The following is a 24,201-nucleotide window of genomic DNA, read 5'->3' as shown; positions in this document are numbered from 1 at the left end:
GGTCGTGAGGCGCGCGCCCGGTCAGCCCGGGGTGCAGAAGGAGTAGAGGGTGACGTACGTCGTGTCACCGCTGGTGGTGTTGCCGGCGGCGTCCGTCGCGACCACCGTCACCGGGATCCGGACGGTGGTCGCGGGACGGGGCAGATTCGCGAGGACGCCCTGGAAGCGGTTGCCGCCGGCCGGGTCCATGCGCCGCTCGTACGACTGCTTCTCGATCGTGTAGCGGGCGCGGACCCGCAGGTCCTCGGCGTCCGTGCGGTCGTCCTGCACCAACGCGGTGACGGTGCTGGCGGTGGGCCCGTACGGGCAGCCGGCGGGATCGAGCGCGGTCGGGCTCGCGGCGACCCGACCGACGGTGGGTGCGGTGACGTCCGGCGGCGGGGCGCTGGTGCTCGTCGACGGCGACGGGTCCGCCGTGGACGGTGCGGGATCGGTGGGTGTCGGCGAGCCGGTCGGCGCGGTGGTGGTGGCGGTCGGGGCGGGGGGCGTCACAGACGTCGGGGCGGGGGTGGCGGTGGGGCCGGGCGTGGGGGTGGGGGTGGGGGTCGGCGCGGCTCCGGTCGGCGCGGGTGGCCCGGTCAGGTCCGTGGTCGCCTCGGAGGCCGCGCCGGTCGGCACCGGCGGCTCCTCCATCGTGTAGCCGAGTCCGGCGCCGCCGACCAGCATGGCCGCCACCAGGCCGCCGCCGACCAGCGCGGCCCGGGCCCGGCCGGTCCGCCGCGTCGCCGGGCGGCGACCGGTGCCGTCGTCGGTGGTGGTCGCGCCGAGCGCGGTGGTGGCCACGCTGACGGTGCCGCCGCTGCCGTCCCGGAACGGGAACAGGGCGGCCAGCAGGGCGGCCCGCTGCGCCAGCTCCCGCAGCCCGCGTTCCTCCCAGTCCGCCCCGTACGCGCCGACGGCCGTCTCCTCCAGCTCGGCGAGGAAGACCCGGGCGGGCTGCGGCCGGTCGTCGGGGCGCTTGGCCATGCCGTGCCGCAGCAACCCGTGCACCGGTCGCGGGGCCGGGTCGGTGGGGATCGGCGCACGCGCGTGCTGGCGGCGCAGGGTGGCCAGGTCGCCCCCGTCGTACGGGGGGCGGCCGGTCAGGCACTCGAAGAAGGTGGCGGTGGCCGCGTAGATGTCGCACGCCGGTTCGGCGGGGGCACCGGTCCACTGCTCGGGGGCCATGTAGCGGGGTGTGCCGGTGACGCTGGCACCGGCGTCGGCACCGACCGGCATGGCGATGCCGAAGTCCGCCAACTTGCTGGTGCCCTCGGCGGTGACCAGGACGTTCTCCGGCTTGTAGTCGCGGTGCACCACCCCGTGGGTGTGCGCGGCGGCCAGCCCGGCGAGTGATCCCTTGAGGACACAGAGGGCGGACTCGGGTGTGGTGGGCCCCTGCGCGCGCAGCATCTGGCGCAGCGAGACGCCGTTCACCAGCTCCATCACGATGGCCGCGCCGTCGGGCGCCTCGACGTACTCGTAGAGGCGGCAGACGTACGGGTCGTCGATCTCGGCCAGGAGTCGGGCCTCGTCCCGGAAGGCGTACCGGAACAGCTCGTCGTGGAGCTGACCGGTCAGGTACTTGATCGCGACGGGCGTGCCGGTGGCGTCGTGCACGGCGAGGTCGACGGTGCCGGACGCGCCGGCACCGAGCCGCCGGACCAGGGTGTATCCGGGAACCTGCCATCCGATCATGTCGCCGCTCCCCGCGCTCCGCCCAGCGTGAGGGTGGGCACGCTGCTCATTGTGGCCGTCGACGGCGGCGGGACCATCCGCCCGACAGGTGCCTTCGTCACCCCGGGTGGCCGCCCTGCGGCTCGTCCGATCGACGACGTGGCCGCCGGGGGCTCGGCGGTCGACGGACGATGGTCGGTCTCGGACACGACGTCAGAGATAGCACCTCGGGTCAACACCTGCGGCGCACCCGGCACGGCGGAGTCGGACGTCGAACTCCGTCGACCTCTGGCGCCGGGAACGGTCCGGCAATATCCTCCACTCTTAGAGTCATCTGTGGAGCTGGTTTTCACGAACGCGCCGTTCCGGAGGAGAGGCGATGCCTGCCGAGCACACCCAGTGGGACCGCCGGACGATGCTGCGCGCGGGCCTCGGCGCCGCCACCGCCGTCGTCGTCGGGACCGGTCTCGCCCACCCCGCACCGGCCGAAGCCGCCGACGACCTGGACTGGATCATCGACTGCGACGAGTGGGGCGCCCGCCCGCCGACCGGCCCGCTGTCGGCCAGCGGGACAGCCACCAACAAGATCATCGTGCACCACATGGCCTTCCCCAACGTCACCGACCACTCGCGGGAGCGGGCGGTCGCGCTCGCCCGGGAGTGTCAGGACCTGCACGTCGACGGCAACGGCTGGTCGGACACCGGCCAACACTTCACGATCAGCCGGGGCGGTTTCGTCCTCGAGGGCCGGCACGGCAGTCTGGACCGGCTACAGGCCGGTGAGCGGCAGATGATCGCCGCGCACTGCCCCGGGGAGAACGGGCGGGCCATCGGCATCGAGAACGAGGGCACGTACGTCGACCAGACCCCGCCGGACGCGCTGCTGGACTCGCTGGTGCGGCTCTGCGTGGCCGTCTGCCGGCGGTACGGCCTGCACGCCTCCGACATCTTCGGGCACTGGGACTTCCGCACCACCCAGTGTCCCGGGGCGGCTTTCTATCGAGAGTTCCCGACGCTGCGGCACCGGGTCTTCCGGGCCCTGGGCACACCGCCCCGCGACGTGCCGGCCCGCCGCTGGCCGGACGTGTGGCGCTTCGTCAACGCCCCCACCGTCCGCGTGGCGCAGTACCTGCTCGCCCACCACGGCTACCCCGTCGAGCCGACCGGCACCTTCGACGCGGCCACCGTGGCGGCGGTGCAGGACTGGCAGGCCCTCCAGGGGCTTCCGGTCGACGTCGACGCCACGCTGACGGCCGCCACCTGGGAGACCCTCGCCCCGGACCTGGGCCGGGGCAGCGCCGGCCTGCCGGTCACCGCCGCGCAGGACCTGCTCGCCGGCAAGGGGTACGCCGACGTGGCGCCGACGGGGGTGCTCGACGAGCCGACCCGACGGGCGGTACGCGACCTGCAGGCGCTACACCGGCTGCCCCGCACCGGCACGGTCGACAGCGGCACCTGGTGCACGATCGTCGGCGGGGTGGTGCGGCAGTCGCTGGTCCGGGCCTGAGCCGCGTCGCCGGGACGTTTGACCTGGCCCGGAGTCGGAAAGTGTGGCGGGATGAGATGGGCCCGCCACGCCGTACCCGCCGCCGTCGCCGCACTCGCCGCGCTCGCCGCACGCGACCTGCTTCAACGCGAACACGCGCTGCGCCGCAACTTCCCGGTGCTCGGCCGGGCTCGCTACCTGCTGGAGTCGATCGGGCCGGAGCTGCGGCAGTACATCGTCGCCGGCAACAACGAGGAACGCCCGTTCACCCGCGACCAGCGCCGCTGGGTGTACGCCTCGGCGAAGCAGGAGAACAACTACTTCGGGTTCGGCACCGACAACGACATCGAGTACACCGCCGGTTATCCGATCATCAAGCACCGCACCTTCGGTCGGCCCGTACCGCCGTCGGTCCCGACCATGGGCCACGACGTCCGGCTGCCCGTCGCCAAGGTGCTCGGCGCGGCCCGGGGCCGGGCCCGCGCCTTCCGGCCCGAGTCGGTGGTGAGCATCTCGGGGATGAGCTTCGGTTCGTTGTCCGGGCGGGCGGTCGAGGCGCTGAACCGGGGTGCGGCGCTCTCCGGCTGCCTGCACAACACCGGCGAGGGCGGGGTGTCGCCGTACCACCGCAACGGCGGTGAGCTGATCTTCCAGATCGGCACGGCGTACTTCGGGTGCCGCGACGACCGGGGCCGGTTCGACCTGGCCCGGCTCAAGGACGTGGTGGCCGCCAACCCGGTCCGGGCGTTGGAGATCAAGCTCAGTCAGGGTGCCAAGCCGAGCCTCGGCGGGTTGCTGCCGGCGGCGAAGGTCTCCGCGGAGATCGCCGAGACCCGGGGCATCCAGGTCGGTCGGGACTGCGTGAGCCCGTCCCGACACGCCGAGTTCTCCGACTGCGACAGCCTGCTCGACTGGGTGGAGTTGCTGGCCGCCGAGACCGGCCTGCCGGTCGGCATCAAGTCCGCCGTCGGCGACCTGAGCTTCTGGACCGAGCTGGCCGACCTGATGCGGGACACCGACCGGGGCGTCGACTTCGTCAGCGTCGACGGCGGCGAGGGCGGCACCGGCGCCGCACCGATGATCTTCACCGACTCCGTGTCACTGCCGTTCCAGCAGGGCTTCGCCCGGGTCTATCCGATCTTCGCCGAGCGCGACCTGCACGAGCAGGTGGTCTTCGTCGGTGCCGGCAAGCTCGGCCTGCCGGACAACGCGGTGGTCGCGTTCGCGCTCGGCTGCGACATGCTCGCCGTCGGCCGCGAGGCGATGCTGGCCATCGGCTGCATCCAGGCGCAGAAGTGCCACGACGACAGCTGCCCGACCGGGGTGGCCACCCAGAACGCCTGGCTGGCCCGGGGCCTGGACCCGACGTCGAAGGCCGAGCGTGCCGCGCACTACGTCAAGACCCTGCGACGGGATCTGATGAAGGTGGCCGAGGCCTGCGGGGTGGAACACCCCGGACTCATCGACGCCGACTCCGTCGAGATCCTCGGCGGCCGCACCAGTTCCACCCCGCTACGCGAGGTGTACGGGTACCAGCCGGACTGGGGCCTGCCCTCGGCCGCCGATCAGAAGGCGATCCGGGACCTGATGTCCACCGAGGCTCCGCAGGGCGGCAGCGCTCCCCCGTCCCCGACCGCACGCAGATGATTCTCCCGACGATCTGACGTGTCGGGCGACGCGCTCGCGCATCCTGGCGAAGCCGACCGCCGACACGGTCACGGTGCTCGGCACCGCGCGGGCGCTGCTGCGGGTGCTGCCCGACCTGTGGCCTCGGTCGATGCGGGCGCGGCGGGTCCGGGGCCCGGTCACCGGACGAGCGGGGCGTCCGCGTCGGCGGCGGGCAGGGGCGTGTCGCGGTGTGCAGCGATGCCCGCACGGGACCCGACGTCGACGACCCGGTCGAGGCGGGCGGGCGGGGCGGGGCGCCAGAGCCCGGCGACCCGGCGCCCGTCGGCACGGACGAGACGGCACCGCTCCTGGTAGCCGGCACGGCGATAGAGGCGGTGGTCGGCCTCGTGGTGCGCCTCGGCGTAGGTGGGCAGGCCGAGCGTGTCCATCCACTGGTGACTGCCGGCGAGGATGGTGGCGGCCTGCCCCGCCCGGTCGGCGTCCGGCGGTGCGGCGAGCAGGGCCAGGTGCTGGTGTGGCTCCTCGGGGCGTCGCGCGGCGAGGACCTCGTCGAACCGGCGGAAGCGGGCGGCGTGCACGCCACAGGCGTCGTCGAGCCGTTCGTCGTAGCGGGGCGGCGGCGGGATCGGCCGGTACCGGTGGAACCAGACCGTGGCCGCCGCGCCGTTCGCCAGCAGGAAGGCGTCGCCGAAGAGAAGGGCGTGTTCGACCCGGATCCGGGCCACGGCGGCGAGGACGGCGGGCCGCCGTCGCGGATCGGGTACGAGCCATGCGCCGGTGGCGGTCGGCGCGACGGTGGCGGTGACGAGGTCGACGATCCAGTCGATGTCGCTCCAGCGGGCGCGGTGGACCAGCGGGGTGACCTGCACGAGAGCTCCTGTGTCGTCGGGCCGGTCGGTGACGCGGACACCGGTGCCGGCCGGTGCCGTCTGGTCACGGTCAGCGAACGCGAACGACCTTAACCCACAGCGATACTCCGATCACAGATTGCTCCATGTGTTGGGACATGGACAGTTCACGGACACTGGTCCAACCAGTTGACGAGTTGACGTGCGTTGCGCCACACTGCCCGGCATGGCATTCGTCCCCGTCACTCGTGCCTCCGTCTCCGACCTCGTCTTCGGGCAGCTCCGCGACGCCATCGTCAGCGGCACCTACCGGACCGACGACACCCTGCCCGGCGAGCGGGAACTGGCCGCCGCGTTCCAGGTCAACCGGCACGCCGTCCGCGAGGCGCTGCGCCGGTTGCAGCAGCTCGGCCTGGTGCGGGTCAGCCAGGGCGGGGCGACCCGGGTGCTCGACTGGCGGGTGCACGCCGGGCTGGACCTGGCCCTGTCGCTGGTGCAGTCCGGTGACGTACTCCCGGTGACCACGCTGCTGCGCGACATGATGGACATGCGCGCGTGCATCGGCGTCGACGCCGCCCGGCTCTGCGCCCGTCGGGCCGACCCGGCCGCCCGGGACCAGGTCGTCCGCGCGGTCGAGGAGTTGAGCGCCCTCGCACCGGACCTGGTGGCGATGGGCGAGGCCAATATCGTGCTCTGGCGGCGGATCCTCTGCGGCAGCGGCAACACCGCGTACCTGCTGGCCTTCAACAGTCTGGTGGCCGGCGCCCTCGCGGTCGGCAAGGTCCCGCCGCAGCGGCGCGCCGCCGAGTTGCTCGACGTCACCGGGCACCGCCGGCTGGCCGGGGCCATCGCCGAGGGCCGGGCCGACGACGCCGCCGACCAGGCGCGGGCCCTGCTGACAGCCCCCCTCACCGATCCCGCCAGGAAGGACAGCCGCGCATGATCCCCGCCGTGCTCTACGCCGTTCCGGCGTTCCTGCTGCTGATTCTCGTCGAGGCGCTGTCGTACCGGTTCGCGCCGGACGACACCGCACGCGGCTACCAGGCACGGGACACCGCCACCAGCCTGACCATGGGTGCCGGCAGCCAACTCGTCGGCGTGCCCTGGAAGCTGCTCACCGTCGGGCTGTACGCGGCGGCGTACACCGTCTCGCCCTTCCAGCTCTCCCCCGGCGACTGGTGGGTGTGGGTGCTGCTGTTCTTCGCCGACGACGTCGCCTACTACTGGTTCCACCGGGCACACCACGAGGTACGGCTCTTCTGGGCCGGGCACGTGGTGCACCACTCCAGCGTCTTCTTCAACTTCTCCACCGCCCTGCGGCAGAGCTGGACGCCGATGACCTCGCTGCCGTTCTGGCTCGTCCTGGCGCTGCTCGGCATCCCGCCGTGGATGATCTTCCTCCAGCAGTCGATCAGCCTGCTGTACCAGTTCTTCCTGCACACCGAACGGATCACCGTGCTCCCCCGGCCGATCGAGTTCGTCTTCAACACCCCGTCGCACCACCGGGTGCACCACGGGTCGAACAACGAGTACCTCGACCGCAACTACGGCGGCATCCTGATCGTCTGGGACCGGCTGTTCGGCACCTTCGCCCCGGAGGGCAACGCCGTGCGGTACGGACTGACCACGAACATCGGCACGTACCACCCACTGCGGGTGGCCACCCACGAGTACGCGGCGATCTGGCGGGACCTGCGCGGCACCACGAGCTGGCGACACCGGCTCGGCTACCTGCTGGGTCGCCCCGGCTGGCAGCCCGCGCGGGCGACCGCCCGACCCGGGGCGCTGGCCGGATGAGCGGGCCGACTCACACCACCGACCCGACGCGTCGACCGGACCGGTCAGCGCGTACCCGGCGCGGCACGCCCTGGCTCGGGGCGTTCCTGGTGGTGGCGGTCGTGGAGCTGATCGCGGTGGCGGTCGACGCGACCCCGGTGCAGTGGCTGGCCAAGCCGCTGCTCGCGCCGCTGCTGCTGGCCTGGCTCTGGCGGGTACGCGGACAGACCGGCCTGGTCGCTGTCGCGCTGGTCTTCGCCACCGCCGGTGACATCGCGCTGCTGGTGCCGGGCGAGGTCGCGTTCCTGGTCGGGATGGGCTGCTTCCTCGGTACGCAACTGGCGCTGATCACCGCGTTCGTCCGCCTGAGGCGGCCGCCGGTGCCGGCGCTGGTCGGGTACCTGCTGCTCTGGGCGGGCGCGATGGCGCTGCTCTGGCCGCGCCTCGGCGACCTGCGCTGGCCGGTGCTCGGGTACGGCCTGGCGCTGACCCTGATGGCCGCCACCGCGACAGCCGTCAACCGGTGGGTCGCGGTCGGCGCCGCGCTGTTCCTCGTGTCGGACCTGCTGATCGGCCTCGGCGCGGCCGGCACCACGCTGCCCGCACACGGGGTGCTGGTGATGACGACCTACAGCGCGGCGCTGCTGCTGATCACCACGGGCTGGGCGGCCCGCGACGAGCCCGGTCATACCGGCGGCATCAGCCCGCCCCGGTAGGCGGCGGCGACCGCCTGGGCACGGTCACGAAGTCCGAGTTTCATCAGCACCCGGCCGACGTGCGTCTTCACCGTCGCGTCGCCGATGTGCAGCCGCGCGGCGATCTCGGCGTTGGACAGCCCGTGTGCCATCTGCACCAGCACCTGCCGCTCGCGGTCGGTGAGCCGGTCCAGCTCGGCGGTGGTGGGCGCACGGTGCTCGCCGAGCGCCGCGAACTCGGTCAGCAGCGCCCGGGTCACCGCCGGGTCCAGCCACGCCTCGCCGGCCGCGACGGCACGGACCGCCATGGTCAGTTCGTCGGGGACGGCGTCCTTGAGCAGGAACCCGGACGCACCGGCCCGCAGCGCGGCGCGGACCGCGTCGTCGACGTGGTAGGTGGTGAGGACCAGCACCCGCACCTCGGCGTCGTCGGCGGTGATCTGGCGGGTGGCGGTCACCCCGTCGGTGCCCGGCATCCGCACGTCCATCAGCACCACGTCGGGGCGGATCCGGCGGGCCAGCTCGACGGCGGCGGCACCGTCGTCGCACTCGCCGACCACCTCGATGTCCGCCTCGGCGGCGAGCAGCATCGCGATCCCGGACCGCACCAGCGGTTGGTCGTCGGCGAGCAGCACCCGGATCAGGAGGTCACCGCCACGGTCGACAGGGCGCGCAGCGGCAGGCGCGCGTACACCCGGAAGCCCTCGCCCGGCAGCGGTCCGGCGGCCAGCTCGCCGCCGACCACGGCGACACGCTCGCGCAGGCCGAGCAGGCCCCGACCGGTGGACGGCAGCCCGCCCGACGGCGTGCCGCCGGTGTCGCGGACCTCGACCTCCAGGTCGTCGCCCCAGGTGAGCCGCACGGTGGCGGTGGCCTGCGGGCCGGCGTACCGGGCGGCGTTGGTCAGCGCCTCCTGCACCGTGCGGTAGGCGGCCAGGCCCACGCTCGCGTCCACCGGTCGCGGCGGGCCGTCGACGGTCAGGGTCACCGGCAGTCCGGCGTCCCGCATCCGGACGACCAGGTCGTCGAGATCGGCGGGCCCGGGATGCCGGTCCTCGACGGGGGCCGGCGGGTCGCCGGGCGCGATGACGGCGAGCATCCGCCGCAGTTCCTCGACGGCCTGCCGGCCGGCCTGCTCGATGTGGGCCAGCGCCTGACCGGCCCGGTCCGGGTCGGTCGTCACGATCCGGCGGGCGCCACCGGCCTGCAACAGCATCACCGTGACGCTGTGCGCGACGATGTCGTGCAGCTCGCGGGAGATCCGGGCCCGCTCGTCGGTGACCGCCCGCTGCGCCTCGACCACCCGCAGCCGCTCGGCGGCGGCGAGTCGCCGCCGGTTGCTGCCGGCCCACCGGCCCAGCGCCCACGTGCCGGCGACGACCGTGGCATAGACCAGGGCGAGCCCGACGAAGACGGCGGTACGCCGGCCGGCGTCCTCCCGTCCCGCCAGCCACGCCTCGTTGGCGGCGATGACCAGGTACGGCGCCAGTGCCGGGACGGTGGCCCAGGCGCGGTCGGCCGGCGCGTGGGCACCCACCGCGTAGAGGGCCACCAGCACGCCGAGCACCGGCTGGTAGCCGGGAACCAGCGCGGTGCCGACCAGGCCGAGTGCCCAGACCAGCGCGAACACGGTGACCGGCGCCCGGCGACGCCAGAGCAGGGCGACCGGGGCCAACGCCGCGAAGGCCACCAGCAGCAGCGTCGAACCGTCGGGTCCGGCCCGACCCAGGTCGGAGCCAGCGGTGGAGAAGAGCGCCAGGTCGAGCACCCAGACCACCGCGGAGACCAGGACGTCCCGCCCGGCCGGTCGGCGGGTACGGTCCGACGGGTCCACGCTCCCGACCGCCGCCGACTCGGGCCGGACGGCCGGTGCGGGCGGTGACCCGGCGGCGGTCGGCGGGCCGGGCGGCGTGGGCGGCGGGCCGGCGGCGCTCGGCGGGCCGGCGGCGCTCGGCGGGCCGGCGGCGCTCGGCGGGCCGGCGGCGCTCGGCGGGCCGGGCGGGGTGGTCATCGGGGGCCGTGCGGCTGGCAGAAGCAGAAGAGGATGCAGAAGCCGCCGGTCAGGTCGCGCATCGAGTCGAACCGGTGCTCGGCCCGGCGCGGCTCGCGTTGGGCCTGCTCCAGTTCACCGGCCCGGCGCAGCAGGTCCTCGTCGATCACGTGGATGTCGCCCCGGACGATCTCCTGCCGACGCAGCGCCTCCCACAGGTCACCACCGGCGGCCTCGATCGCCTCGGCCAGGGCGGCCGGATCGGCGTGCCCGACCTGGGCGCGGTAGCCCGAGGTCCGGCCGAGGGAGGCGACGAGCGCCAGCGGCGCGCGGTCGGTCAGTCCGAAACGCCGCCACTTCCACACCGGCGCCACCTCGATCGGCAGGTGTTCGACCAGCCCGGCGGGGAAGATCACGACCTCGAGGTCGGCGTGCGGGTCGAGCAGCAGCTTCGGCGGGTCGGGTACGAGCACCTGGTCGCCGTCGATCAACACACCGGCGGCGACGTGGCCGGCGGCCCGGTCGGTCGCACGACGGTCCTGGACGGAAACTCTGATCTCGGCGCGAATGGCCGTGTCGACGCACACTCTGGTCCTCCGGGGGAGCGGGTGCGTGAACCGTAGGCCGAAAACGATCATCCGGCTGTCAGATACCGACACCGAATCCGTCCGCCCGCCGCTTGACACCTCCCCCCTTCACCCGACCCCCACCCCACCACCCCGCCCCGCTCTGCCCTGCCCCGCCGCCCCCCACCGCCCCGCCCGGGTTGATCAAGAAGTTTGAGTCCTGTTTCTTCGTGGATCGTGAACCAAACTCCTTGATCAACAAGGCAGGGGCGGGGGCAGGGGCAGGGGCGGGGGCGGGGCGGGCGGGGGGTAACGGGCGGGGTCAGGGTTGGTGGTAGAGGGCGGAGATGTCGTCGGCGAAGTGGGACTCGACGGTGTTTCTCTTGATCTTGAGGGTGGGGGTCAGTTCGCCGTCGTCCTCGGTCAGGTCCCGGGCCAGGATGCGGAACGTCTTGACCTGTTCGGCGCGGGAGACCGTGCGGTTGGCGTCGTCGATGGCGTGCTGGATCTCGCCGCGCAGACCCGGGTCGTCACGCAGGGACGCCAGCGAGGCACCGGAGTGCCCGTGACTCTCCCGCCACCGCAGCCACGCCTGCGGATCGACGGTGACCAGCGCGGAGACGTACGGGCGGCCGTCGCCGACCAGCATCGACTGGCTGACCAGGGGATGCGCGCGGATGAGCTCCTCGATCGGCGCGGGCGCGACGTTCTTGCCCGCCGCGGTGACCATGATCTCCTTCGTCCGGCCGGTGATCCGCAGGTAACCGTCGTCGTCGAGTCGACCGAGGTCACCGGTACGCAGCCACCCGTCGTCGGTCATCGCCGCCCGGGTGGCCTCGGGATTGTTCCAGTACCCCGGGAACACCACCTCGCTGCGGACGTGGATCTCCCCGTCGTCGGCGATGCGGACGCGGACCCCGGGCAGCGGCCGACCCACCGTGCCGATACGGATCGCGGTCGGCAGGTTGGCCGCGAGTGCCGGCGAGGTCTCGGTCAGCCCGTACCCCTCCAGCACGGTGAGGCCCGCGCCCCGGAAGAAGTGTCCGAGCCGCTCCCCCAGCGGCGCCCCGCCGACGATCGCCAACCGGCACCGCCCGCCGAGGGTGGCCCGCAGCCGGCGGTACCCGACGAGGTCGAACACCCGGTGGGCCAGGCGCAGCGGTAGTCCGGGCCCGCCCGCGCGGTCCAGGGCCCGGCTGTACCGCACGGCCACCTTCTCGGCGAGCGTGAACACCGCGCCGCGGTGGCCGTCCTGCGCGGTCTGCCGGGCCTGGTCGTACATCTTCTCGAACATCCGGGGCACGGTGAGGATGAACGTGGGCCGGAACCGGCGGAGCTGGTCGAGCACGCCGGACATGTCGGCGCTGTGCACCATGGTGGCCCGGGTGTGCACCATGCCGACCTGGATGAGCCGGGCGAAGGCGTGCGCCAGCGGCAGGAACAGCACCGTCGACGCGCCGGGGTGCAGCAGGTCGGGCAGCACGGCGGTGGCGTTGCCGATGTCGGTGGAGATGTTGCGGTGGGTCAGGACGCAGCCCTTCGGCGCGCCGGTGGTGCCGCTGGTGTAGACGATGGTGGCGATGTCCCGGCCGGTCACGGCCGCACGCCGCCGGTCCACCTCGTCGGCGTCGACGGCCCGCCCCTGGGCCGTCAACGTGATCAGGTCGCCCGCGTCGATGCGCCACGTCTGCCGCAGCTCGGGCAGGTCCGGCCGCAGTCCGGTGACGGTCGCGGCGTGGTCCGCGGTCTCCACCACACAGCCGACCGCGCCCGAGTCGCCGAGGATCCACCGGATCTGGTCGGTGCTGGAGGTGTCGTAGATCGGCACGGTGACCGCACCGACGGACCAGAGCGCGTAGTCGACCACGGTCCACTCGTACCGGGTCCGGCTGAGCAGCCCCACCCGGTCGCCGTGCGCGACGCCGACCGCGAGGAAGCCCCGGGCCAGTGCCAGCACGTCGTCGCGGAACTGCCGGCAGGTCACCGGCAGCGGGCCGCCCCGCCCGGAGCGCCGTACCGGCCAGGAGCGGGGGTCGGGGTCGGGGCGTACGAACTGGACGGCGTCCGGATCCTCCGCCGCGTTGCGCCACACCCGGTCGGCCAGGCTGCCGTCCTCGCCGCCGACGATCGGATCAACCGCTGTCTCCCGCACGCCCGCCCACCTGCCGTCGTGTCGCCGTCGGGCTGATGGTGGCCCGGTGGCGCGAGCCCGGTCCCGGAAACGCGAATACGCGTCCCGCGCCGGTGCGGCCCGTGCTAGAACCGCACGCCGCCGCCCGACCGGCACCCTGCCGGACCGGCCCGGGAACACGGACGGCGGTGGCCCGACCGGGACAAGCCGGACCACCGCCCCCCACGCGCCGTCCGGTGGTTACGCCGGAGGCTCGGCCACCACGGGTACGCCGGTGGCCAGGTCACGCACCGGCAGGCCGAGTCGCCGTACCGCCGACTCGATCAGCTCACCGGTGGAGAGTTGCAGGTCGAGCACCACGCCACGCTCGTCCCGCCAGAGCGGTTCCAGCGTCGCGGTCTGCGAGTCCAGCAGGCTCGGCGGCATGTAGTGGTCGGCGCGCAACGACATCCGTTGCCGGATGGTCTCGGTCGGTCCGTCGAGGTGGACGAAGTCGACGCTCGGCGGGCCCTGCCGCAGCACGTCCCGGTAGGAGCGCTTCAACGCCGAGCAGGCCAGCACCGTCGACACGCCCTCCCGGTGCCGGTCGGCCATCCATCCGGCCAGGGCCCGCAGCCACGGCCACCGTGCGTCGTCGTCCAGGGGTACGCCCGCCCGCATCCGCGCCACGTTGGCCTCCGAGTGGAACTCGTCGGCCTCGGCGAACACCAGCCCGGTCAGCGCGGCGACGCCGTGGGCCACGGTCGTCTTGCCCGCGCCCGACACCCCCATCACCACGATGTGCCGGGTCGGTAGGTCACCAGTCATGGACCGTGCCGTCCATCAGCCGGTTGAACGGCAGGTAGGCCGGCTGGTACGGGTAGCGCGCGGCGGCCTCCTCGTCGAGTTCGACACCGATGCCGGGCTGCTCACCCGGGTGCAGGTAACCGTCGTCGAAGGTGAACGACTGACGGAACACCTCGTTGGTGAGCGGACCGTGCCGCATGTACTCCTGGATGCCGAAGTTGTGGATGGCCAGGTCCAGGTGCAGGGCGGCGGCCATGCCGACCGGCGAGATGTCGGTGGGGCCGTGGATACCGGACTTGATCTGGTACTGCGCGGCGAAGTCGAGCAGCTTGCGCATCGCCGTGATGCCACCGGTGTGGGTGACGGCGGAGCGCACGTAGTCGATGAGCTGCTCCCGGATCAGGGTCTGGTAGTCCCACACGGTGTTGAAGATCTCGCCGATGGCCAGCGGCGTGGTGGTGTGGTGACGCACCAGCCGCAGCGCCTCCTGGTTCTCCGCCGGGGTGCAGTCCTCCAGCCAGAACAGGTCGTACGGCTCCAGGGACTTGCCCAGCTTGGCGGCCTGGATCGGGGTCATCCGGTGGTGGCCGTCGTGCAGCAGCGGCAGTTCCGGACCGAACTCGTTGCGGACCGCCTCGAAGACCCCGGGCAGGTGACGCATGTACGCCCGGGTGTCCCAGTCCTCCTCGGCCGGCAGCGGGGTGCGCTGGGCCGGCTCGTAGTCGTACCGCTTGCCGCCGGTGCTGGGCTGCGCGGCGACCCCGTACACGGCGTTGATGCCGGGCACCGACGTCTGCACCCGGATCGACCGGTAACCCTGGTCGAGGTGGGCCCGGATCGAGTCGAACAGCTCCGGCAGGTCCCGCCCCGACGCGTGCCCGTACGCCATGATGCCGTTGCGGGACGCACCGCCGAGCAACTGGTAGAGCGGCATCCCGGCGGCCTTGGCCTTGATGTCCCAGAGCGCCACGTCCACCGCGGCGATGGCCGCCATGGTCACCGGTCCCCGCCGCCAGTACGCCGAGCGGTAGAGGAACTGCCAGGCGTCCTCGACGCGGTGCGCGTCCCGGCCGATCAGCAGCGGGACGACGTGGTCACGCAGGTACGAGGCGACCGAGAGTTCACGCCCGTTGAGTGTGCCGTCGCCCAGGCCGGTGATGCCATCCTCGGTTGTGATCTTCAAGGTGACGAAGTTGCGGTCCGGACTGGAGACGATGACGTCTGCAGCGACGATCTTCACGAGGGTGCCTTTCTCGCAGGTGATGCTCAGCGAAGGGTGGTGCCGGCGGCGCTGCCGGTGATCAGGGACAACTCGTCGCGGCGGGGTAGGCCCTCCCAGTCGCCGTGTCCGGCGACCGCGAACGCCCCGAGCGCCACCGCGCGCCGGAGCCGGTCGGTCAGGTCCAGCCCGTCCAGATGCCCGGAAAGATAGCCGGCGGTGAACGCGTCACCCGCGCCGACGGTGTCGACGGCGGTGACCGGCACCGCCGGCACGTGCTCCACACCGTCCACGGTGTACGCGCGGACGCCGTCGGCACCGAGCTTGACCAGCACCGTCGACACCCCCCGCCGGAGCAGGTCGGCGGCGGCACCGTGTTCGTCGGCCCCGGCCTCGGCGACCAGGTCCAGTTCGTCGGTGGAGGCCACGACGACCGAGGCGTACCCGGCGAGCGGGGTCAGGGCCGCGCGGGCCTCGTCCCGCGACCAGAGGCCGGCCCGGTAGTTGACGTCCAGGCTGACCGGGATGCCGGACTCGGCCGCCGTGCGGACCGCCCAGCTCACCGCAGCCCGCGCACTGTCGGAGAGCGCCGGGGTGATCCCGCTCAGGTGCAGCAGGCGGGCACCGGCGGCGAGCGGAGCGCGCAGGTCGTCGACGTCGAGCGCCGCGCCCGCCGAACCGGCCCGGAGGTAGCGCACCCGGGACACGTCGGCGGTGCGCCGCTCCAGGAACATCACGCCGGGCGGGCGCTCCGGGTCCCGCCGTACGTCGGCGGTGTCGACGCCCTCGGCCCGCAACTGCCGCAGCACGAACTCGCCCAACTCGTCGTCGCTGACCCGGCCGGCCCAGGCCGCCCGGTGCCCGAGCCGCGCCACACCGATGGCCACGTTGGACTCGGCGCCGGCGAGGTGCATGCGCAACGGGCCGCCGGCCGCCAGCGGACCGGAGGACCGCAACGACACCAGCGCCTCACCGACGGTGAGCAGATCCCGCCGAGGCTCGGTCATGTCACCGCTCCGCTGCGCTGCGCGTCGCCATGACACACCCGAACACGATGATTCACTCGCTGACGCTCGTTCATGTCACCGCACCGCGTCGAGGAAGCGGCGGGCCCGGTCGCGCAGGGCGTCGAGGTCTCCACCGGAGGCGGCGTCGCCCACCAGCGGACCGCCCACGCCGACGGCGATCGCGCCGACCGCCAGGTAGCCGGGCAACTCGGCCAGGCCGACCCCGCCGACCGCGACGAACGGGATGTCCGGGAACGGGTCGCGCAGCGCTTTGAGGTACGAGGGCCCGCCGACCGAGGCCGGGAAGAGTTTGACCACGCTCGCCCCCGACCGCACCGCCGTGTACGCCTCGGTGGGGCTCAGCGCGCCGGCCGCGACCGGCAGACCACGCCCGGCCGCCTCGGCGATCGATTCGACCACGGCCGGCGTCACCACGAACTGCGCGCCGGCCGCCGACACGTCGGCGACGTCGGCGACGGTGAGCACCGTGCCGGCGCCGACGAACGTGTCGGCCGGGGCGTCGGCCCGGATGGCCGCGATGACGTCGAGCGCACCCGGGGTGGTCAGGGCCACCTCCACCACGCGTACGCCCTCGGCCAGCAGGGCGGTGCCGGTGGCGATGGCGGCGGCGGTGTCGGTGCCCCGGATGATGGCCAGCATCCGGGACCGGGTGAGTTCGGCGGTGATGTCGAAGGTCATGGTCACCATTCCGCGTAGGAGCCGTCGGGGTGCCGGAACATCGGGCTGCGCCAGGCGTGGCCGCGCTTGTCGGCCGCCCGCACCGCCTGCTCGTCGATCTCGATGCCCAGCCCCGGTGCGGTGAGTCGCTGCACGTACCCGTCGACGAAGGTCAGCGGCTGCTGGTCGACGCAGTAGTCCAGCACCTCGGCCCCGAGGTTGTAGTGGATGCCGATGCTCTGCTCCTGGATCAGGTAGTTCGGCGTGGCGAAGCCGACCTGGAGGCAGGCGGCCAGCGCGATCGGCCCGAGCGGGCAGTGCGGGGCGAGCTGCACGTCGAACGTCTCTGCCAGCGCGGCGATCTTGCGTACCTCGGTGATGCCACCGGCGTGCGCGAGGTCCGGCTGGGCCACCGCGATGCCGGCCTGGAGCACCGGGAGGAACTCCTGCCGGTTGTACAGCCGCTCCCCGGTGGAGACCGGCGTGCTGGTGGAGCGGACGAACTCGCCGATCAGGTGGGAGTTCTCCGGCACCACCGGCTCCTCCAGGAACAGCGGCCGGAACGGCTCCAGCAGCGGCGCGACCCGACGGGCGTTGGCCAGGGTGAACCGGCCGTGGAAGTCCACCGCCACGTCCCGCTCGTCGCCGAGCACCTCGCGGGCGGCGGCGACCCGCTGCACCACCGCGTCGAGTTCGGCGACGGAGGCCAGCGGGCTCATCCGCCCGGACGCGTTCATCTTGACCGCGGTCAGACCCGACTCGACCCGCGCGGCGATGTGGTCACGGACCTCGCTGGGTTCGTCACCGCCGACCCAGCCGTAGACCCGGATCCGGTCCCGGACGGGTCCGCCGAGCAACTGGTGCACGGGCGCACCGTACCGCTTGCCGGCGATGTCCCACAGCGCCTGGTCCAGCCCGGCGACGGCGCTGGCCAGGATCGCCCCGCCGCGATAGAAGGAGCCCTTGGTCATCACCTGCCAGTGGTCCTCGATGCGCAGCGCGTCCTGCCCGACGAGCAGCTCGGAGAGCTGCTCGACGGCGGTGCGGACGGTCTCCGAGCGGCCCTCGCAGGTGGCCTCGCCCCAGCCGACGATGCCGTCGGTGGTCTCCACCCGGACGAACAGCCAACGGGGTGCGACGAGGAAGGTCTCGACGCGGGCGATGGTGGTCATGATCGTGTCAGCCCTTCGTCGCACCGGCGGTGAGACCGGAGACCACGTACTTCTGCACGAACAGGGCGATCAGCATGATCGGCAGGGTGACCACGGTGGTCGCCGCCATCAGGCCGCCCCAGTCGATGCTGGCGTATCCGACGAAGTCGAAGATCGCCACGGGCAGGGTCTTCGTGCTCGCACCGGAGAGCACCAGCGCGAACATGAAGTTGTTCCAGGAGAAGATGAACGACAGGATGCCGGCGGTGGCGATGCCCGGTACGGACAGCGGCAGGGTGATCCGCCGGAACGCGCCGATCGGGGTGAGCCCGTCGACCAGTGCGGCCTCCTCCAACTCGTCCGGCAGGCCGTCGAAGTAGCCCATCATGATATAGACGATGAGCGGCAGCGAGACGAACATGTGGCTCAGGATCAGCACGCTGAAGCCGCCGACCATGCGCAGGTTCGAGAAGACGTAGTACCAGGGCACCAGCAGCGAGACGCCGGGGATGATCCGGGCCATCAGGACGACCAGCGCCGACTTCTTCATGTTGAAGCGGCTCATCGAGTACGCCGCCGGCACGCCCAGCAGCAACGACAGCGTCGTCGCCGCGAACGCCACCCAGAGGCTGTTGACGATGAACTGGACGTAGTTGGCCTGCTGCAGGACCGTGTTGTAGTTGTCCAGCGTGGGCGTGAAGACCAGCGCCTTGCTGGAGTCGTAGATGTCGACGTTGGTCTTGAACGAGGCGGCGACCATCCAGATCAGCGGCGCCACCAGCGACAGCACCACGACGATCAGCGCGACCACGCGGAAGATCTTGAAACCCTTGCCCGGTTTCATCGGCCCGCCTCCTCCTTCTTCTTGCGCGCGGTGAGGACCCACATCAGGGCGATGATGAGCAGGAAGAACAGGATCAACACGGTCGACGACAGGCCGTACTCGTTGTAGTCGAAGCTCAGCCCGTACGCGTACACGTTGAGCGTCTCGACCTCGTTGAACGAACCGCCGCCGCGCCCCTTGGTGGCGTACAGGATGTCGAAGGTCTTCAGCGCGTCGATGCCGCGCAGCAGCACCGCGACGATCACGGTGGGCATCAGCAGCGGCAGTGTGACGTGCCGGAAGCGCTGCCAGGCGCTGGCACCGTCGATCATCGCGGCCTCCTGCGGCTCGTCCGAGAGCGAGGTGAGCCCGGCGAGCAGGATCAGCACGACCATCGGCGTCCACTGCCAGATGTCGATGAAGATCGTGGTGGGCAGCGCGGTGTGCTGACCGGCGAGCCACGGCTGTGGCCCGATGCCGACCCAGCCGAGCGCCTGGTTGGCCAGGCCGATGTTCGGGTCGAAGATGAGCCGCCACATCATGCCGACCGCGACCGGGGTGGCCACCAGCGGCAACAGGATGGCGACGCGGACCCACTTCTCGCCCCGGAACGGCCGCCACAACAGCAGGGCGATAGCCATGCCGAGCACGACCTCGACGAGCAACGCGACACCGGTGAAGGCACCGGTCCGCGCGACGGCGGGCCAGAACCGGTCGGTGTCGGTCAGGACGTCGACGTAGTTCCGGAAACCGATGAACTCCGACTCGGCGCGGACCGACCCCGAGGAGTCGGTGAGGCTGAGGTACGCCGTCCAGGCGAGCGGAAAGATGATCAGCGCGGCGACGAAGGCCATGGCCGGGGCCGCGAAGAGCCACTTGCGATGGTCGTTGGCCCAACGCGCCCAACCGGGCGTGTCGGGCATGACGGAGGCGCTACTGGTCGCCCGCTCGGGGGCGCTGACTGCTGACATCAGATCTCCGTGATGGGAAGGCCGGGCGGGGGTGGCGGGACGATCGGCCCCGCCACCCCCGCGCTCGGTCCTAGCGGGCCTCGTCGTCCAGGAACTTCTGGAACGCCTCGTGGGCGGTGTCCGCCGAGGCGGCGGCGTCCCGACCGGTGATGGCGTCGACGATCGGCTGACCGACGATCTCCCGGGCCTGCGCCACGCGCTCGACCACGGGCCGGTCGTGACCCACGCCGTTGGCGAGGCTCACGGTGATCGCCTGCGCCATGTCCTCCGGGTAGGTCGAGGTGCCCTCGGGGTTCTCGAAGACGGAGGCGCGGGCGCCGGGGGTGCCGGCCTTCTGCTGGTCCAGCGACTGCTCCTTGCCGGCCGCCCACTCGATGAACTTCCAGGCGTTGGTCTGGTTGCCCGAGGCCTCGTTGATCGCCAGGCCCCACGAGGGGATGTTGTACGGCTTGGAACCGGCCGGACCGGCCGGGAACGGCGCGAAGCCGACGTTCTCGGAGACCCGCGACTTGCTCGGGTCGGTGGCGTTCGCGTAGAGCGAGTTGGCCTCCGGGTAGAAGGCGGCCTGGCCCTGGGTGAAGATGGCCATCGCCTCGGACCAGCTCATGTCGGTGCTGATGTTGGCCGGACCCTGCTCGCGCAGCAGCCCGCCGTAGAAGGCGTACGCCTGCTTGGCGGCCTCGCTGTTGACGGCGGAGTTGCCCGCCTCGTCGACGAAGTCACCGCCGAAGCTGTAGAGGAAGCTGGAGAACTGGGTGACGGCGGCGGCCTTACCGGTCCGGGCCACGAAGCCGGCCACGCCGGGGTTGTCCGCCTGGATCTTGGTCGCCTGCGCCTTGAGCTCGTCGAGCGTCTGCGGCGGGGCGCTGAAGCCGGACTTCTCCAGCAGGTCCTTGCGGTAGTAGAGCACCTGCTGCTCGGTGATGATCGGGATGCCCACCACCTTCTCCTCGTAGGTGGTGGCGCTCACCGGGGCGTCCTGGAAGTCGGCGAAGTCGAAGTCCGAGCTGTCCTTGGCCTTGTCGGTCAGGTCGGCCAGGTACCCGTTCTTGGCGAACAGTCGGCCTTCCTGCAGCGGCCGGTACATCATCACGTCGATGTCGTCGGAGCCCGCGTTGAGCTTCACGTTGTACTGGTCCGAAAGCTGGTCCTCGCCGAGCTGGGTGACCTCGACCTTGAGACCGGTCTGCTGCTCGAACTCGGGCAGCGCCTTCCGGATGTTCTCGGTCCAGACGTGGTTGACCAGCGTCACGCGCACCGTGTCCGAGGCTCCGCTGTCCTCACCACCACCGCCGCAGGCGGAGAGGGTCATGGCGGCCACGACCGCCAGAGATGTCCCAACTATTGATCGACGTCCCACGTCCGTCTCTCCTTCTGTCCTGGCCGACGCCTCGGGGGGACGAGCGCGACCTCGGGCTGTTACATCCGCTTAACGTCCGGATGTTAGGCCGAAAAAGCAGACTTATACAAGGGGGAGACCTAACTGATATGATCCGAGCCGTGAAGGTTCCCTCACCCGGGGTGACACCCACCCAAACCGCCCCGACCGAGACCGGGCTGCACGGCCGCGTCCTCGATCACCTCGGCACGGCCATCTGCGGAGGCGAGCTGGCCTCCGGAGCCGTGCTGAACATCGACGACCTGGTGGACCGCTACGCCGTGTCCCGCTCGGTGGTCCGGGAGGTCCTCCGGGTGCTCGCGTCGATGGGATTCATCGAGACCCGCCGCCGGGTCGGCGTCATGATCCGGCCGGCGCACCACTGGAACGTCTTCGATCCCCAGGTGATCCGCTGGCGGCTCGCCTCCGCCGGACGCATCGCCCAGATCCGCTCGATCACCGAGCTACGGACCGCGGTGGAGCCGCACGCCGCCTGGCTCGCCGCACGCCGGGTCGACCACGACGAGGCCAGCGACCTGGTCGGCCTCGCCGCCAAGATGTGGGCCGCCGGCAAGGCCGGTGACGAGGAACGCTTCCTCAACCTCGACATCGAGTTCCATCAGCGGGTGCTCCGCGCCTCCGGCAACGAGATGTTCGTCAAGCTCCAGAGCCTGGTCGCCGAGGTCCTCATCGGACGCCACCACTACCACCTGATGCCGCACTACCCGCACGAGCAGGCCCTGCAACTGCACGCCGACGTCGCCCAGTCGATCCAGCGCCACGACGGCGAGACCGCACGCGAGGCGATGGTGCAGATCATGGAGCACGCGTTCGAGGAGATGTCCTCGATCTGGGAGCAGGGGCTCACCCCCGAGCCCGAGCCCGAGCCCGCCTGACGGGACCGGAACCGGCCCGGGCGGAGCGGTCGACGTCCGTCCCGGGTCGGCACGGCCAGGCCGTCCGCGTCCTGCCGGATCGGACCGGCCGGCAGGACGGTCGGATCAGACGGCCCCTCGGTCGACCAGGCTGAACGTGGTGTCGACCTCGCCGTCGCCGAGGAACTCCACGTAGATCACCTTGCGGCTCCGGCTCCACTGCACGAAGCCGTGCTCCTCGTTGTACAGCACGTGGGTGGGGCGACCCTGGTCGTCCTTGCTCTCCTCGATCGGCCTGATGCTGAACAGTGTCGCCTGGGTCGCCACACAATCGGCGCCCACCAGCGAGGAGGACGTGCTCGGCTGGCGTTTCACCCCGAGGCAGGGCCGGTGTGCGATCTCGGGATTCAAGGATTTGATCATGTAGTCGACGCCGAACGGCTGAAGGACGAAGACGGCGTCCGGCCCCGTGCCGTCACCGACGTGGACCCTGCCGTCGCCGTCCACCGACAGGTCGCGGTCGATCTCCGCCACGTGCAGCAGGGTCCGACGCTGCCCGTTGAGAATGCCCAGGGCGGCCTCGACGGGATCCAGCGAGGTCCTCGGCTTACCCGATCCGGCCGGCACCGGATCCAGACTCCGGGAGACGGACGGCCCGGTGGAGGTCGCGGCACCATCGAGGACGCCACGCAGCAGACGCGGGCCGACCAGCACGGCCGGCACCAGCAGCGACGCCGCGACCACCGTGGCGACCAGCACCAGCCGGCTCCGCCGCTTCCTCACCCGGCCGTCGGACACCGGCTTCGGTGCCACCGGGGCGTCGCTCCCACGACCGGGCGTCCCACCGCCGCTCACCGCCGACACCGACGAGACGGCGGATGCCGACGCCGCGGCGGCCAGCATGCGGTCGGCCTCGCGCGACGACGGTGCCGTCGTCAACAGTTCGTCGAGCAGTGCGCGGGCGGTGGGACGCTCCGCCGGGTCCTTCGCGAGCGCCCGCTCGACCAACCCGCGCAACGGCCCGCCGAGGCCGGTGAGGTCCGGCGGCTGGCTGAGGATCCGCATCGCGGTGGAAGCCGGCGAGTCGCCCGCGAACGGCGTCCGCCCGGTGGCCGCGTAGGCGACCACCGCACCCCAGGCGAAGACGTCCGCCGCCGGACCGACCGTACGATCACGCCCGGTCTCGAACCGCTCCGGTGCCATGTACGCGATGGTGCCGACCATGTGGTTCGTCCGGGTGTGCTGACTGGTCGCCTCGAAGGCACGGGCGAGGCCGAAGTCGATGACCTTGATGCCGCCCAACGCGACCAGGACGTTGGCCGGCTTGAGGTCCCGGTGGATCACCCCTGCGCCGTGGATCGCGGCCAGCGCCGTCGCCACCCCGACGGCCATGCTGTGCAGGGCGCCCGCACCGAGTGGTCCCTGCGCCCGGACCACCTGGGCGAGGCTCGGCCCGTCGACGTACTCCACCACCAGGTACGGCGGATCGTGATCCGGATCGGCGTCCAGCACCTCGGCGGTGCAGAACGGCGGCACCTGGCGAGCCTGGTTCACCTCGCTGCGGAAGCGGGCCCGGAACTCGCCGTCGTCGGAGAGATCCGGGCGGATCATCTTGATCGCCACCTGCCGGCCCTGCCCGTTGCGGGCCAGGAACACCTCACCCATACCGCCCTCACCGAGCCGGCCGAGCAGGTCGTACCCGCCGAGCCGCGCCGGATCACCGGGGCGCAGTGGCTGGTTCACGTCCCCATTCCACAGTTCGTGGCCGACCCGGGAACCGTTCTGCGCATGATCTTCCCCTACGGATACTCGGAGGTCGATTCGACACCCTACCGCCACTCCTGAGCGAAACGGCCAACGGTGAGTGCGGGCCCGGCGGGCCGCCTCCGTACCATGCGGACATGGCGTTGCTGCACCGGGCGGAACTGCGCCCCACCAAACTGGAGCTGTTGGCGACGTGGCTGCCCGGCCGCGTCTGGTATCGCGGGGACGCCGACGCCGAGGTGGTCCGCGTGGGCGCGTACCGCTTCGACGATCCAGCCGGTGAGGTCGGGATCGAGACGCTGCTGGTGCGCGTCGGCACCGGCCCGGTGCACCAGGTGCCGCTCACCTATCGCGGCGAGCCGTTGGCCGGCGCGGAGGACCGGCTGGTCGGCACGATGGAGCACTCGGCGTTGGGCCGACGGTGGGTCTACGACGCCTGCGGCGACCCGGTGTACGCGTCCGCGCTGGCCGACGCCGTCCTCGCCGGCACCGGCCAGGCCGAGGAGTACTTCGAGGAGGACGGCGAGCGGCAGGTACGCCCGCCGAACATGGACATCGCCAGCGACGCCCCGGCCGCCGAGGTGCCTCCGGTCGGTGCCGTGCGGTCGATCGTGGACGGCGACCTGACCGTGATCGTCACGGACGGCGTCGAGCTGACCGTGGTCCGCCGTCCGGGCGCGGGCGCGACGGCGACCGGGGTCGCGTTGATCGGCACCTGGGACGACGTGAGCGCGCCGCTGGCGTACGCCGCACCGCGCTGACCACCGCCGAT

The 24,201-nt window shown here is 72.1% G+C and carries 22 protein-coding genes; 7 read left to right on the top strand and 15 right to left on the bottom strand.

The features are described from left to right. Positions 1-21: 21 nt before the first annotated feature. Positions 22-1,677 (bottom strand): protein kinase, encoded by a 1,656-nt coding sequence (locus tag ABZ738_RS10130; RefSeq protein ID WP_357212260.1) that lies wholly within the window; start codon positions 1,675-1,677, stop codon positions 22-24. A 358-nt stretch (positions 1,678-2,035) separates the two neighbouring features. On the opposite strand from ABZ738_RS10130, the gene ABZ738_RS10125 reads away from it, so the two are divergent. Both ABZ738_RS10125 and ABZ738_RS10120 read left to right on the top strand, forming a co-directional pair. Continuing rightward, positions 2,036-3,163: an N-acetylmuramoyl-L-alanine amidase gene (locus ABZ738_RS10125; protein WP_357212258.1), complete on the top strand. Its 1,128-nt coding sequence runs from the start codon at positions 2,036-2,038 to the stop codon at positions 3,161-3,163. Between the two features lie 51 nt (positions 3,164-3,214). Beyond that, positions 3,215-4,789, top strand: a complete 1,575-nt coding sequence (locus tag ABZ738_RS10120) for an FMN-binding glutamate synthase family protein (RefSeq protein ID WP_176094195.1) — start codon at positions 3,215-3,217, stop codon at positions 4,787-4,789. A gap of 158 nt (positions 4,790-4,947) precedes the next feature. Here ABZ738_RS10120 and ABZ738_RS10115 read toward each other — a convergent pair whose 3' ends face one another. Then, positions 4,948-5,640, bottom strand: a complete 693-nt coding sequence (locus tag ABZ738_RS10115) for a hypothetical protein (protein WP_357212255.1) — start codon at positions 5,638-5,640, stop codon at positions 4,948-4,950. A 205-nt stretch (positions 5,641-5,845) separates the two neighbouring features. On the opposite strand from ABZ738_RS10115, the gene ABZ738_RS10110 reads away from it, so the two are divergent. Genes ABZ738_RS10110 through ABZ738_RS10100 form a run of 3 tightly spaced genes read left to right on the top strand, consistent with a single transcriptional unit; the run spans position 5,846 to position 8,111 of the window. Then, positions 5,846-6,562 (top strand): GntR family transcriptional regulator, encoded by a 717-nt coding sequence (locus ABZ738_RS10110; protein ID WP_131056937.1) that lies wholly within the window; start codon positions 5,846-5,848, stop codon positions 6,560-6,562. Next, positions 6,559-7,416 (top strand): sterol desaturase family protein, encoded by an 858-nt coding sequence (locus ABZ738_RS10105; protein WP_131056935.1) that lies wholly within the window; start codon positions 6,559-6,561, stop codon positions 7,414-7,416. The genes ABZ738_RS10110 and ABZ738_RS10105 overlap by 4 nt, the downstream gene beginning before the upstream one ends. Then, positions 7,413-8,111 carry a lysoplasmalogenase gene (locus ABZ738_RS10100; RefSeq protein ID WP_357212252.1) on the top strand — a complete coding sequence of 233 codons (699 nt, stop codon included), beginning with the start codon at positions 7,413-7,415 and terminating at the stop codon, positions 8,109-8,111. Before ABZ738_RS10105 ends, ABZ738_RS10100 begins: the two co-directional genes overlap by 4 nt. Here ABZ738_RS10100 and ABZ738_RS10095 read toward each other — a convergent pair. From ABZ738_RS10095 to ABZ738_RS10040, 12 genes are all read right to left on the bottom strand, one after another. Next, positions 8,081-8,734: a response regulator transcription factor gene (locus ABZ738_RS10095; protein ID WP_131056940.1), complete on the bottom strand. Its 654-nt coding sequence runs from the start codon at positions 8,732-8,734 to the stop codon at positions 8,081-8,083. The two genes, ABZ738_RS10100 and ABZ738_RS10095, sit on opposite strands and share 31 nt — an antisense overlap. Further along, on the bottom strand, positions 8,731-10,101 hold the full coding sequence (locus ABZ738_RS10090) for a histidine kinase (protein ID WP_357212250.1): 1,371 nt from the start codon (positions 10,099-10,101) through the stop codon (positions 8,731-8,733). The genes ABZ738_RS10095 and ABZ738_RS10090 overlap by 4 nt, the downstream gene beginning before the upstream one ends. Then, positions 10,098-10,667 carry a hypothetical protein gene (locus ABZ738_RS10085; protein WP_357212248.1) on the bottom strand — a complete coding sequence of 190 codons (570 nt, stop codon included), beginning with the start codon at positions 10,665-10,667 and terminating at the stop codon, positions 10,098-10,100. Before ABZ738_RS10085 ends, ABZ738_RS10090 begins: the two co-directional genes overlap by 4 nt. 301 nt (positions 10,668-10,968) lie before the next feature. Continuing rightward, positions 10,969-12,798: an AMP-dependent synthetase/ligase gene (locus ABZ738_RS10080; protein ID WP_131052621.1), complete on the bottom strand. Its 1,830-nt coding sequence runs from the start codon at positions 12,796-12,798 to the stop codon at positions 10,969-10,971. A 219-nt stretch (positions 12,799-13,017) separates the two neighbouring features. Then, positions 13,018-13,584: a gluconokinase gene (locus ABZ738_RS10075; RefSeq protein WP_131052620.1), complete on the bottom strand. Its 567-nt coding sequence runs from the start codon at positions 13,582-13,584 to the stop codon at positions 13,018-13,020. Next, complete coding sequence (gene manD, locus ABZ738_RS10070; RefSeq protein WP_131052619.1) at positions 13,574-14,803, bottom strand: D-mannonate dehydratase ManD; 1,230 nt, start codon at positions 14,801-14,803, stop codon at positions 13,574-13,576. Before manD ends, ABZ738_RS10075 begins: the two co-directional genes overlap by 11 nt. A 26-nt stretch (positions 14,804-14,829) precedes the next feature. After that, positions 14,830-15,789 (bottom strand): sugar kinase, encoded by a 960-nt coding sequence (locus tag ABZ738_RS10065; RefSeq protein ID WP_357212245.1) that lies wholly within the window; start codon positions 15,787-15,789, stop codon positions 14,830-14,832. 75 nt (positions 15,790-15,864) lie between these two features. Next, the gene (locus ABZ738_RS10060; RefSeq protein ID WP_236145677.1) at positions 15,865-16,488 is read right to left on the bottom strand and encodes a bifunctional 4-hydroxy-2-oxoglutarate aldolase/2-dehydro-3-deoxy-phosphogluconate aldolase; all 624 of its coding nucleotides are present in this window, start codon (positions 16,486-16,488) and stop codon (positions 15,865-15,867) included. Between the two features lie 2 nt (positions 16,489-16,490). Continuing rightward, positions 16,491-17,639, bottom strand: coding sequence for a galactonate dehydratase (dgoD, locus tag ABZ738_RS10055; RefSeq protein WP_131052616.1), 1,149 nt, complete (start codon positions 17,637-17,639; stop codon positions 16,491-16,493). Positions 17,640-17,646: 7 nt separating this feature from the next. Next, a complete protein-coding gene (locus ABZ738_RS10050) occupies positions 17,647-18,462 on the bottom strand; it encodes a carbohydrate ABC transporter permease (protein WP_131052615.1) in 816 nt (271 codons plus the stop codon). Continuing rightward, positions 18,459-19,412 (bottom strand): sugar ABC transporter permease, encoded by a 954-nt coding sequence (locus tag ABZ738_RS10045; protein ID WP_236145676.1) that lies wholly within the window; start codon positions 19,410-19,412, stop codon positions 18,459-18,461. The genes ABZ738_RS10050 and ABZ738_RS10045 overlap by 4 nt, the downstream gene beginning before the upstream one ends. 70 nt (positions 19,413-19,482) lie before the next feature. Further along, positions 19,483-20,724, bottom strand: coding sequence for a sugar ABC transporter substrate-binding protein (locus tag ABZ738_RS10040; protein WP_131052614.1), 1,242 nt, complete (start codon positions 20,722-20,724; stop codon positions 19,483-19,485). Positions 20,725-20,912: 188 nt separating this feature from the next. Between ABZ738_RS10040 and ABZ738_RS10035 the strand changes: the two genes are divergently transcribed. Continuing rightward, a complete protein-coding gene (locus ABZ738_RS10035; RefSeq protein ID WP_357212242.1) occupies positions 20,913-21,686 on the top strand; it encodes a FadR/GntR family transcriptional regulator in 774 nt (257 codons plus the stop codon). 105 nt (positions 21,687-21,791) lie between these two features. Here the strand turns inward: ABZ738_RS10035 and ABZ738_RS10030 are convergent, their stop codons facing one another. Further along, a complete protein-coding gene (locus tag ABZ738_RS10030; protein ID WP_357212239.1) occupies positions 21,792-23,408 on the bottom strand; it encodes a serine/threonine-protein kinase in 1,617 nt (538 codons plus the stop codon). A 158-nt stretch (positions 23,409-23,566) separates the two neighbouring features. On the opposite strand from ABZ738_RS10030, the gene ABZ738_RS10025 reads away from it, so the two are divergent. Continuing rightward, positions 23,567-24,190, top strand: coding sequence for a hypothetical protein (locus tag ABZ738_RS10025; protein ID WP_131052611.1), 624 nt, complete (start codon positions 23,567-23,569; stop codon positions 24,188-24,190). The last annotated feature ends 11 nt before the right edge of the window (positions 24,191-24,201 follow it).

This window comes from Micromonospora sp. NPDC047793 (assembly GCF_040642635.1).
Lineage (GTDB): Bacteria > Actinomycetota > Actinomycetes > Mycobacteriales > Micromonosporaceae > Micromonospora.
This window is presented reverse-complemented; position numbering and strand designations above follow the sequence as displayed.

Excerpts from the sequence above, each read along its gene's own strand:
- ABZ738_RS10130 (WP_357212260.1), bottom strand. The coding sequence starts at position 1,677 with ATGATCGGATGGCAGGTTCCCGGATACACCCTGGTCCGGCGGCTCGGT.
- ABZ738_RS10125 (WP_357212258.1), top strand. The coding sequence starts at position 2,036 with ATGCCTGCCGAGCACACCCAGTGGGACCGCCGGACGATGCTGCGCGCG.
- ABZ738_RS10120 (WP_176094195.1), top strand. The coding sequence starts at position 3,215 with ATGAGATGGGCCCGCCACGCCGTACCCGCCGCCGTCGCCGCACTCGCC.
- ABZ738_RS10110 (WP_131056937.1), top strand. The coding sequence starts at position 5,846 with ATGGCATTCGTCCCCGTCACTCGTGCCTCCGTCTCCGACCTCGTCTTC.
- ABZ738_RS10105 (WP_131056935.1), top strand. The coding sequence starts at position 6,559 with ATGATCCCCGCCGTGCTCTACGCCGTTCCGGCGTTCCTGCTGCTGATT.
- ABZ738_RS10100 (WP_357212252.1), top strand. The coding sequence starts at position 7,413 with ATGAGCGGGCCGACTCACACCACCGACCCGACGCGTCGACCGGACCGG.
- ABZ738_RS10090 (WP_357212250.1), bottom strand. The coding sequence starts at position 10,101 with ATGACCACCCCGCCCGGCCCGCCGAGCGCCGCCGGCCCGCCGAGCGCC.
- ABZ738_RS10075 (WP_131052620.1), bottom strand. The coding sequence starts at position 13,584 with ATGACTGGTGACCTACCGACCCGGCACATCGTGGTGATGGGGGTGTCG.
- ABZ738_RS10065 (WP_357212245.1), bottom strand. The coding sequence starts at position 15,789 with ATGACCGAGCCTCGGCGGGATCTGCTCACCGTCGGTGAGGCGCTGGTG.
- ABZ738_RS10060 (WP_236145677.1), bottom strand. The coding sequence starts at position 16,488 with ATGACCTTCGACATCACCGCCGAACTCACCCGGTCCCGGATGCTGGCC.
- dgoD (WP_131052616.1), bottom strand. The coding sequence starts at position 17,639 with ATGACCACCATCGCCCGCGTCGAGACCTTCCTCGTCGCACCCCGTTGG.
- ABZ738_RS10050 (WP_131052615.1), bottom strand. The coding sequence starts at position 18,462 with ATGAAACCGGGCAAGGGTTTCAAGATCTTCCGCGTGGTCGCGCTGATC.
- ABZ738_RS10045 (WP_236145676.1), bottom strand. The coding sequence starts at position 19,412 with ATGTCAGCAGTCAGCGCCCCCGAGCGGGCGACCAGTAGCGCCTCCGTC.
- ABZ738_RS10040 (WP_131052614.1), bottom strand. The coding sequence starts at position 20,724 with ATGACCCTCTCCGCCTGCGGCGGTGGTGGTGAGGACAGCGGAGCCTCG.
- ABZ738_RS10025 (WP_131052611.1), top strand. The coding sequence starts at position 23,567 with ATGGCGTTGCTGCACCGGGCGGAACTGCGCCCCACCAAACTGGAGCTG.